The organism is Methanococcoides sp., assembly GCF_030594565.1.
Taxonomy (GTDB): Archaea; Halobacteriota; Methanosarcinia; order Methanosarcinales; family Methanosarcinaceae; genus Methanococcoides; species Methanococcoides seepicolus.
The window spans coordinates 1-10,358 of sequence record NZ_JAUVEY010000076.1; the positions used below are offsets into that span (position 1 = coordinate 1).

The following is a 10,358-nucleotide window of genomic DNA, read 5'->3' on the forward strand; positions in this document are numbered from 1 at the left end:
ATAATTGCAAATAAGAGGTTTTTATAAAAAACAATTCTGGGAACAATTACCAAGGTTAGACTTTTCCAGATTCTAATATTTCAGCCATAAACTCTCATTTTTCTCCAATAATGCCCCAAAAACCCCATACGTGATCTTCTATGCATGCCTCGGCATTCATTTCACTATCTTCCATAAATTCATATTTCTAGAGCTTTTTTGGAGGAATTGGAGAAGTATGTTCTTTCCAACCTATTTAGATGAATGAATAGAATGAAGAATAAACGCCCTTGTAGGCAATGTCCTCATTTAGCTTCCAGCAAGTCATAACTTTATCGCTTAATTGAGGACTTCTCAAGGCTTAGTACTTCAAACCGATTCGTAGTATTGTTTTGAGCCTTTATTGTCTCCTGTGAGGGTAAGGTTGGATATGTTGTGAAGGTTACTGCTGAATTTAACGCTATGAAGGAACATCCTTAAAGAACTCTTTTTTATGCAAATCAAAGGACATGTAATACACTTATCTACGGTTTATTTCGAAACGTTTGCTTTTCTCCATAGTATATTCCTTTTATCATCAATAGACTCTATACGTCCCCTTTCATTCAAGTCATTAAGTATTTCTGTCAGATCAGATCCTTTTATATTTATACTGTAGCAGGCATCAAATTCATTACAAATTTGTTTAGGGGTTAAAGTCCTGTCAGCAATTATATTTTCGGTAAATCCTGCAAGATCTTCGTAAGCAGCCCATGGGTAAATGATCCAGCGCCATTTAATAATTTTTTTAGCATAATAATCCGGCACGAAATCTGAACATGTTTTGTGCTGGAGGACTGCCGTTTTAATCTCTGCTGGTTTAAGGCGTTCCAGGTATTCTACGGCAAGACTTAGTGTTTTACCCGTATCTGTAACATCATCCACAACAAAGATCTTTTTACCATGAATATCAACAGAGAGTGGGAACTTTAGCTTTGCCGTCTCTTGAATGTCTGCGGCTCTTTTGTAGTGCTCGATCTTTATTGTTGTCAGGTCATCAAAAAGCAGAAAATCGCATACTAACCTAGCAGGCACATAGCCACCTCTGCCTATCGCAATTATGATGTCAGGAACATATCCCGAATCTTTTATTTTTTGAGAAAGTGTCTTAGAAAGATTGTGTACTTCTCTAAAACCTATCAAATCACATTTAAATGCATTACGATCAACAGGTTGATATTTATTCGCAGCTGCCATCAATATAGAATCATTTCTCATTCTGTAAAAATGTATCGGATATTGATATTTAGTTTCAACCATGCATTTGTTGATGGTCAAAACCATTTTTTATCCAGAATATCTTCAAGCATGCCAAGCTTGTGCAGGGTAGCTGAATCAATGCATTCCTGGCAGAGCTTGAGCAGTTTCCGGAAGGTTCGCACGACGACCAGGTTGATGCGCTGAGTGGTGCAGCTTCTGTATTGATGAAAAAGAAGAAGTTCTCGTCTTATGCTGTGTTGCAGTGAATCGGTATTAGTGTAAATATTTTTATACGAGTGAGAAGTTTGTATATAAGGGGCAGTATGGATTCAATAAAAAAATGCTTATATTGCAAAAATTGGGCAATAATTGATGTAAATTCGGAAGCTAAAGGAGAGTGTCGGAAGCATGCTCCCTCCCTTGAGGGATTCCCTGAAACTGATGTCGATACGTGGTGTGGAGAATGGGAAGACTACCATGACCCTGAATTAAAATGCGACGATTGCACCTTATGTGAACATTTTAAATGCTGGAATGACTTTCCAAGCGAAAGGGGATATGAGTACACGTGTAAAAAGTTGAATCGTTTAATCAAATATGAAACCGTTGTAGCCCATAAATCTCCAATATGGTGCCCAGGATTTGAACATCAGAATCGATTAATCTGAAGGTGATCTTCACCATTATTTTTTAATCTTAAGTGGAAATATCAAATTAGTGGTTCTGCCTAGGTCAAAAACAACAGATGTCAGCGGGTTTGTTGACGAAACGGTTTCACTTTAGAATTTATAGTTGGTGCTTTCCGCTTGGTTATTGTTGTACCAGCTATATTGACGGTTTTTGTTTCATTGGAATTTGCTGTCTTGTGGATTGCAGTATTAGCTACAATCGGATTATTGACAGGCATTGTCAAAAAAGTACATTAATGCCAATCGTGATGCGATAAATAGATTGATTTTGCGGTCAAAGTGGGGCATTTCATGGCAATTTGAGTAAATTTATTGAAACTGTCAAATCGGATTTCCTGACAAAAAAAGTAAAAAATGGGGCAAAAGAGAACACATTCTATTTTGAAAAGGGTCAAGACTGTCAAATTTGGAGTGGATTGAAAATTTACTCCAATGTTTGTTCGTTCTCTTTTGCCCAAGCAGGTTGATCGATAACAAAGATCACAAGATCAACATCCCCGGTGTTCTCTGTGTACTGCTTTGAGTTTGCAGGTATGTGGACGAGCTTTCCTTTGCTCAGTTCAAATGGCACATCTTCGATGTAGAGCACACCTTCGCCTTCAAGAACATAGTATACCTCGGGGTTCTTCATCCTGTGAGGTTCAATAGACTTTCCTGCGTTGATTATCACATGTGTAAAGCTGTAATCTATATCCAGATCCCTGTCAACTTTCGCTGGGTGGATGAGATATCCAACGGATATGTTTCCAAAGCGGGTGTAATTTACGTCTTCAAGGGTCTTGGTATAGATGTAGTCATTAACGTAGAACCCTGATCCCACAAGGTAGGTCTGGTTATCAAAGGATGCCGCTTTGATGAAGGTGTATTTATTTGAGGGTTCTGTCTCATCGGGTTTTGGCCAGTAGTAATCAATCCAGCCCTCTCCTTCTTCGCTCTGAGCTATGTCTATGAACAGCTGGCCTGTTGGTTTACCGTTGAAATCTTCAAGATTGCTCGTGTCCTGTCCTTCTCTGCTGACATTGGGCGGATATACCATACGTATTCCATCGTTTCTCCAGACGAAAATGTAGAAATCATCATGGAACCACTGACCGTTCTTCTCCCTGAACTGCGGGAAGGCCTGCTCTCCTTCCTCCTCTATTAGCTCAACGGCTAAATTGACCTGTGAGACAGTAAATTCTCTTTGGGATGCCAGTTCATTCTGTTCCTCAACTATACCCTGTTCGTCTTCACCAGTATCATCTGGTTGCACACACCCTGCAACTACAAAGAACATTACAAGGATTAATAGAACGCAAATTACTTTCTTCAGCTCGATCATGTCGCAACACTCCTATATCATGTATTATTTTTAGAATAAAGAGCATCAGCTCCAATAACCCCTGACATATGACCTTGTATTGCGCAGATGGGGTGTTACGAACCTGAGCAGAAGAGGAGTTATAAGGATTGTAACAACCAGATTGCCAATGAACCATCCCCTGAAAACATTCCCGAATTCAGACCATGGGACGATTCCCCCGGCAACAAGTGTGGAAGAGCCCCATACAGCACCCACTAGATTGTTGAGGAAAAGCCCAAACACAAGAAAAATGGCCACATCTCTCCGAGTCTTTAGGGTGATATCAGCACCCAGTGAAACGAAGGCAACAAGTGGTATAAGAACCTGCCAGAAATCTGCAAGGGACCATATGATATTCATTGAAAATGGCATGTCGATAAGAGTCCCCGCACCTATCAGACAGCCCAGGTAGGCAGATAGAGCACCCCACATTCCATACCACAGCCCAAAAGCGATCATGAAAGCCACCGCAAAATATATTCCAGATACACCCGGAGCCGGAGATATCGGGGAATTGACAATTGCAAACCTTGAAAGGAGTGTGTTGATAAGGACCAGAATTAAAAAGATACTTAGATACGTTGATAAAGAATTTTTTTTAGATTCCATTTAAAATTCCTCTTTTATCTTTGATTAATGTGAACATAATCCAAAACCCCCGCTGAATATACATATACAATAATTGTACAAATGCACTAATAAAGCTTTGTAATTCTTGTTTTGGAGGGAGATGAATGGCAACAAGGAAGAAGATGGGATTCTCGAAGGGTACTCTCCATTACATGAAGCAGAACGCTAAGAGTGATAAGCCGTTTACTCTCAATGCTCATGTGAGGGAGAGGTTGGAGACTTGGGGTAATGAAGTTTCTGTTAGCGAGTGTTAAAATGATGATTGTTTTTCGTAACATCTCTATACACCTTTTTGGAAGTATAGATTTTTTGATATAATATTATATTAAAGTTATTAAATGTGGAGCAGAATCGCTTCGCAAAACAGTCGTTATTCAAGGATTTTAATGCCTCACAGAAAAATTATAATATTAATAACGACAAAACTGTATCTCAAGACCAATTCAAGGACCAATGTCCACAGGAGATCATTTATCATGGAAATTACATCCGGAGATCAGAGTGTTGCGATCATAATTGCATTATATCTGCTTTTTATGCTAGCGATCGGTTTTTACTATTATAAGAGAAACGAGAACCTGTCCGACTATATTCTTGGTGGCAGGAAACTGAACAAATGGGTAACCGCTTTAAGTTCCGAGGCATCGGACATGAGCGGCTGGCTGCTTCTGGGATTACCCGGTTATGCGTACCTTGCAGGAATGGAAGCGATATGGATCGCCCTTGGACTGGGAATCGGAACATACCTTAACTGGAAGTTCGTTGCCAAGAGGCTTCGAAAATATTCAACGGAAGCAGGTGATGCCCTCACAATTCCAGTGTATTTCGAGAACCGTTTCCGTGACAAGAGCAAACTCCTGAGAACGATCTCAGCCCTGTTCATCCTGATATTCTTCCTCTTCTACACATCCTCCGGTTTCGTTGCCGGCGGTAAGCTTTTCAGCACGGTCTTCGGGGGCGAATATGTCACAGCGCTTACCATCGGAGTGCTTGCCATCATCTTCTATACTTTCATGGGAGGATTCATGGCAGTCTGCTGGACCGATTTCTTCCAGGCCCTGCTCATGATCCTTGCTATTACATTAGTACCTTTAACAGCCATGAACGGACTTGGAGGTATCTCTTCGACAACTGATATCATAAGGACGATCGATCCAAGCCTCCTGAGCCCATTAACAGGTTCTGACGGGACCATGATCTCATTGATGGCAATAGTATCCCTCATGGCCTGGGGATTCGGTTATTTCGGACAGCCACACATCCTTGTGCGTTTCATGGCCATCAACAACCCTGAGGAGATCAAGCAGTCCCGTGCAATAGCCATGTCATGGGTCACCATCTCCCTCATATTTGCAGTGTTCATCGGTCTTGTCGGAAGGGTCTTTGTTCCCGAGTTCCTTGCAGGAGCAACAAGCGAGACCGTGTTCATAGTAATGGTCAACAGCCTCTTCCACCCGGTCGTTGCAGGAGTAATGCTGGCAGCGATCCTGGCAGCCATAATGAGTACTGCTGACTCACAGTTACTTGTGGCATCTTCTGCTTTTACAGACATATACACGCTGCTCTTCAAGTCAGATGCCAGCCAGAGACAACTTGTCTGGATGGGACGGTTCACGGTTATCGGAATCTCCCTTCTTGCATACTATTTCGCACTCGACCCGGAAAGTTCAGTCCTTGAACTTGTAGCTTATGCATGGGCAGGATTTGGTGCAGCTTTCGGCCCTGCCATCATCTTCTCACTATTCTCAAAGAAGATGACAAGGAATGCAGCCCTTGCAGGAATACTCATTGGTGGTATCACGGTCATCGTCTGGAAACAACTCTCAGGCGGAATCTTCGATCTCTACGAGATCGTACCGGGATTCGTACTATCCAGCATTGCTATCCTGCTGGTTACCAGATTTGATGAGGAGCCGGAACAGGAAATAAAGGATGAGTTTGAGAAAGTTCAGAGATCGGTCTGAACTTTTACCTTTTTTGTTTAATTCTAACTATTTCAGCAAATATAAAATAATCAAGCACAGTCCCAACAAAGAAGTCTGGTTGATAAAAGTCGAAGGTACACTATCCGATGTTGATGAGTTATGGGATGCATTATCAAACGAAGTTGCTGCAAGGACTGCCGCTGATGAGAATCTGCAAGACCAAATCCCACAGTTTGGAGAATGGAATGAAAGTTCCTTTAATGCAAGTGAGGAACAGGGGTGTCAATTTCAGATAGCATCGCTTGATAAGATACATGCTGAAAACAAGGATTTTACGCTATTTCCTGGAAATGACGTTGAGTATAATCTTCTAAGGAAGACTTTGGAGCTGAACGGTAATTTTGCAGAAACTATTAAAAAAATACTGATCTTGGGTGATTCCAAATCAAATATAAGAAAATATGCTGGATGAGATACTAATATTTACCTCTTTAAAAAAGGTGGAATGATAGATCACTCCAAGATTTGTTCATTCTCTTTTGCCCAGGCAGGTTGATCGATAACAAAGATCACAAGATCAACATCCCCAGTGCTCTCCGTGTACTGCTTTGAGTTTGCAGGTATGTGGACAAGCTTTCCTTTGCTCAGTTCAAATGGCACATCTTCGATGTAGAGCACGCCTTCGCCTTCAAGAACATAGTATACCTCGGGATTCTTCATTATGTGAGGTTCAATAGACTTTCCTGCATCGATTATCACATGTGTAAAGCTGTAATCTATATCCAGATCCCCATCAACTGTTGTTGGGTGGATAAGATATCCAACGGATATGTTTCCATAGCGGGTATAATTAACGTCTTCAAGGGTCTCGGTATAGATATAGTCATCAACGTAGAACCCTGATCCCACAATATAGGTTTGGTTATCAAAGGATGCCGTTTTGATGAATGTGTGTTTCATTGAAGGCTCGGTCTCATCGGGTTTTGGCCAGTAGTAATCAATCCAGCCCTCTCCTTCTTCGCTCTGGGCCATGTCTATGAATATCTGGCCTATTGGTTTACCGTTGAAGTCTTCAAGATTGCTCACATCCTGCCCTTCACCGCTGACATCAGGTGGATATACCACACGTATTCCATCGTTTCTCCAGACAAATATGTAGAAATCATCATGGAACCATTGACTGTTTTTCTCCCTGAACTGTGGGAAGGCCTGCTCCCCTTCCTCCTCGATTAGCTCAACGGCTAAATTGACCTGTGAGGCAGTAAATTCTCTTTGGGATGCCAGTTCAGTCTGTTCCTCAACTATACCCTGTTCATCTTCACCAGTATCATCTGGTTGCACACACCCTGCAACTATAAAGGACATTACAAGGATTAATAGAACGCAAATTACTTTCTTCAGCTCGATCATGTCGCAACACTCCTATATCATATATGTTCTTAGAAACAAATGCGACTTATTGACTCAATATCTCGTGACTGCTTCTACGACTAAAATTCGTAGGCTTCTGCGGGCTTTCAACCGATGCATTGCAGACGTAATGCAACCGTTTGTTCGTCTCAATTCGCCACGTTCTCGATTTTACCCTGTAGACCCCACAAGTCCCAAAAATCGCTTTGTTTTCTACAATTTCCACTCTCATTCAATATATTGTATTCAACGTTAAAACATATTGCGATGTGGGACTAGGAACAAAATTGTGATCATAAGAAGATTATGGCTGGAATTCTGAAGAAATCTTGAAAGGCCCTAATATTTATTAGTGTAAACTCTAATTCTTATGTATGAGAACTTATACAATCCTTTTTATAGTTACACTCGTGCTGATAGCTGTCCTTGGTGCCGGCTGTACGAACACCGATACAACTCTTCCTCTGAACCAATCGGAAGCAACGCCGACCGACGCACTGTCGCCAGCTTCCAGTTCCACTGTATCTCCGGGGGAGCTCGTGGCATTCGTCGAGATAGCTTATGAATATGCGCACGTCCATGGACAGGAAGCCACTCTCAGGGAGTTCAATAATCAGACTGGCCAGTTCGTTGACGGCGAACTCTATATCTTCGCCTACGATACCGAGGGCACCACACTGGCCCTTCCATTCCAGCCCGAAATCATTGGGACAAAACGTTGGAACATTACTGATGCGAACGGCACCGCATTTATCCAGGATATGGCAGCCACCGCACAGTCCGACGGGGGCTTCGCCCGGTATCTCTATGTAGACCCTGCAGATAATTTCACGGTCAAACAAAAACTCAGCTACGTGATGATGGTGGACGAGGGATGGTTCATCGGAGCCGGCATCTACGATCCGCAGGAGGATTCGCCGGTTGTGAGGGCGGGCACAGATCCCCAGGTAAGAGAGAGCTTGGAATCCTTTGTAGGGGAAGCGATTGAGTATGCCCATACGAACGGAAAGGATGCCGCGATCGCGGAGTTCAATGACCAGAGTGGTACGTTTGTACGCGACAATCTCTACATCTACGCCTTCGATTATAATGGAACGACCCTGGCGCTCCCCTATCAGCCCCAGTTGATTGGAACCGATCTCTCCGGGCTTCATGACCCATACGGGGTTAATTACACCCGAGTCGAGATCCTTCTGGCGCAGCAAGGCGGCGGTTTCATCTTCTACCACTACTACAACCCATCCCACAATATGACCCTTGAACCCAAAATGAGCTACGTCCAAAAGGTCGACGATACCTGGTGGGTCGGTGCAGGAGTCTATTTGAGCTAAATAACAGGGACGGATACATCCATATCCTTTTCAGTTCCTTGATGCATCCATCTTTTTTTGCCGGTACAATTCCGTCAAGATGAAGAAAAGGCTTTACGTAAGGAAATTTGTCTATCTTAAAACAAGGGTCGGGTGTTCGAATCTCCCCGGCCCCATTTGGTTTTTCTCTTGACTTTAACTATAAAGTATCTCTAACTACAAAGTAGTATACTTGATCATAAAATCCTGCAATCATCGTAACTCTAGCTCAAAAAAAGAATGCACGACTCCCGGCTTAATCACCAGGAATGTGCACGAATAGTCCCTATTTGCAGACGATTATGTCTTGATCCGGATTTTACCTTTCTCTATCTCCGTTATCGGATCTGCATAGTCTCCATCGATACCAATATTATTGTCGTAGATGACAGTTGTTGCATTCCAGATCTTTATCCTGAACAGGTCATCATCTTCATCAATTACCGATACCAGGAACTCATAGTCATCCTCACCGTTTACCGTACCATTTCCTTTGTACGTAGCCTTGTGACCTTCAACCACCATCCAGTAATAGCTGTCTGACTGGAATTTCAGATCCGCGTCCTCGAACTCGAACTGCGTCTCACCAGTCGGTACACCTTTTTTGTACTTTGAATCGAATTCGAATGTTGCCATGCCTTTAAGGTCCAGCTCATCCACATATGCATCTGCAAGTGAGTCAAAACTTCCTCTACCGGCTACAGATCCACCATCTGGATCACAAACGATCACATACTTGAATTCTATATCACTATCAAGTTCGTCATCTTCAACAGTTAATGTGACATTGTACAAGCCAGTGGTTGCATATGTGTGGTTTGCATCCACAGCACGGACACCTACGGCCAAAGTAGCTGATTCGTTTCCATCACCCCAGTCTATAGTATAGGTATGAGTATCCTGAGAACCGGGATCTGTGAATGTAGCAGTTAAATTAATTTCAGTGTCAATTTTAACTACTTCACTTGGATGCATGGTAAGGGATGTTATGTTTGGTGCAACATTATTGACAGTTACTGTCGTAGTATCGATATCAGAGGCTCCTTCTTCATCGGTAACTTTGACAGAAACTGCCCCTGAATAGTCGTCATACCATATATTCGGAACAGTAACACCTGTACCATCATCAAATTCTCCGTCGTCATCCAAATCCCACTTATATAAAACAATGACTCCATTGGGATCGGTGGAACCGCTTCCATTAAAGGTTATGGATGAACCTTCATCACCAACATAGGGGCCATTGGCATCTGCCACAGGTGGTTGCACGTATGTAATCGGCCAGTCCATCAGTGGATAGTTGTCACGCCCCTCATAGGGTGTGTCACCAATGCCGTCACCATTGTTGTCCGCACCTGAGTAGTCGGAGTAGTAGTTACCTGTATAGTTCTCGTAGTAGTTGCTACCATCGTAGGTATAATATAGCATCTCTGTTGAGTTCCAGATGTTCATACTATCGTCTAGAACGTTATTCGTGTTGTTGAAGTGATTGATGTAGATGAGATTGTTGCTGGAACCATTCAGATAGATACCGAAATTATCGTTGTTCGATGCAGTGTTGTTGACCAGCGTGTTGTTGCTGGAATCACGAAGAACGATGCCTTCCTCGCCGTTGTCCGACACCGTGTTGCTAATCAGGTTGTTATAGCTGGAAAGATTTAGACTGATGCCGTCGCCGTGTTGTCGGTCAGTATGTTATAGCTGGAAGGTCCACTGAAAGGACCGAAGGGGATACCAGATAGACTGATGCCGTCGCCGGTATTGTCCGTCGCCGTGTTGCTGGTCAGGTTGTTAT

At 42.7% G+C, this 10,358-nt stretch carries 10 protein-coding genes and 1 pseudogene; 5 read left to right on the forward strand and 6 right to left on the reverse strand.

Annotated elements, in window-relative coordinates; all coding sequences use genetic code 11:
* Positions 1–510: 510 nt before the first annotated feature.
* Positions 511–1,215, reverse strand: coding sequence for a phosphoribosyltransferase (locus QAS77_RS07430; protein ID WP_305064722.1), 705 nt, complete (start codon positions 1,213–1,215; stop codon positions 511–513).
* A gap of 326 nt (positions 1,216–1,541) precedes the next feature.
* On the opposite strand from QAS77_RS07430, the gene QAS77_RS07435 reads away from it, so the two are divergent.
* Positions 1,542–1,886, forward strand: coding sequence for a hypothetical protein (locus QAS77_RS07435; RefSeq protein ID WP_305064724.1), 345 nt, complete (start codon positions 1,542–1,544; stop codon positions 1,884–1,886).
* 445 nt (positions 1,887–2,331) lie between these two features.
* On the opposite strand, the gene QAS77_RS07440 is transcribed toward QAS77_RS07435, so the two are convergent.
* Together QAS77_RS07440 and QAS77_RS07445 are read right to left on the reverse strand one after the other, a co-directional pair.
* Complete coding sequence (locus tag QAS77_RS07440) at positions 2,332–3,228, reverse strand: cache domain-containing protein (protein ID WP_305064726.1); 897 nt, start codon at positions 3,226–3,228, stop codon at positions 2,332–2,334.
* A gap of 45 nt (positions 3,229–3,273) precedes the next feature.
* On the reverse strand, positions 3,274–3,858 hold the full coding sequence (locus QAS77_RS07445) for a hypothetical protein (protein WP_305064728.1): 585 nt from the start codon (positions 3,856–3,858) through the stop codon (positions 3,274–3,276).
* A 137-nt stretch (positions 3,859–3,995) separates the two neighbouring features.
* Here QAS77_RS07445 and QAS77_RS07450 point away from each other — a divergent pair.
* The 3 genes and pseudogenes from QAS77_RS07450 to QAS77_RS07460 all read left to right on the forward strand — a co-directional run.
* Positions 3,996–4,133, forward strand: a pseudogene (locus tag QAS77_RS07450) (CRISPR-associated endonuclease Cas1); the annotation flags it as partial.
* A gap of 222 nt (positions 4,134–4,355) precedes the next feature.
* Positions 4,356–5,843: a sodium/proline symporter PutP gene (putP, locus tag QAS77_RS07455; RefSeq protein ID WP_305064730.1), complete on the forward strand. Its 1,488-nt coding sequence runs from the start codon at positions 4,356–4,358 to the stop codon at positions 5,841–5,843.
* Positions 5,812–6,276: a hypothetical protein gene (locus tag QAS77_RS07460; RefSeq protein WP_305064732.1), complete on the forward strand. Its 465-nt coding sequence runs from the start codon at positions 5,812–5,814 to the stop codon at positions 6,274–6,276. The genes putP and QAS77_RS07460 overlap by 32 nt, the downstream gene beginning before the upstream one ends.
* 41 nt (positions 6,277–6,317) lie before the next feature.
* On the opposite strand, the gene QAS77_RS07465 is transcribed toward QAS77_RS07460, so the two are convergent.
* Together QAS77_RS07465 and QAS77_RS07470 are read right to left on the reverse strand one after the other, a co-directional pair.
* Positions 6,318–7,214 carry a cache domain-containing protein gene (locus tag QAS77_RS07465; protein ID WP_305064733.1) on the reverse strand — a complete coding sequence of 299 codons (897 nt, stop codon included), beginning with the start codon at positions 7,212–7,214 and terminating at the stop codon, positions 6,318–6,320.
* Positions 7,215–7,596: 382 nt separating this feature from the next.
* The gene (locus QAS77_RS07470) at positions 7,597–7,734 is read right to left on the reverse strand and encodes a hypothetical protein (RefSeq protein ID WP_305064734.1); all 138 of its coding nucleotides are present in this window, start codon (positions 7,732–7,734) and stop codon (positions 7,597–7,599) included.
* A gap of 19 nt (positions 7,735–7,753) precedes the next feature.
* Between QAS77_RS07470 and QAS77_RS07475 the strand changes: the two genes are divergently transcribed.
* Positions 7,754–8,545 carry a cache domain-containing protein gene (locus QAS77_RS07475; RefSeq protein WP_305064735.1) on the forward strand — a complete coding sequence of 264 codons (792 nt, stop codon included), beginning with the start codon at positions 7,754–7,756 and terminating at the stop codon, positions 8,543–8,545.
* 318 nt (positions 8,546–8,863) lie between these two features.
* Here QAS77_RS07475 and QAS77_RS07480 read toward each other — a convergent pair whose 3' ends face one another.
* Complete coding sequence (locus QAS77_RS07480; RefSeq protein ID WP_305064736.1) at positions 8,864–10,231, reverse strand: PKD domain-containing protein; 1,368 nt, start codon at positions 10,229–10,231, stop codon at positions 8,864–8,866.
* Positions 10,232–10,358 lie beyond the last annotated feature (127 nt).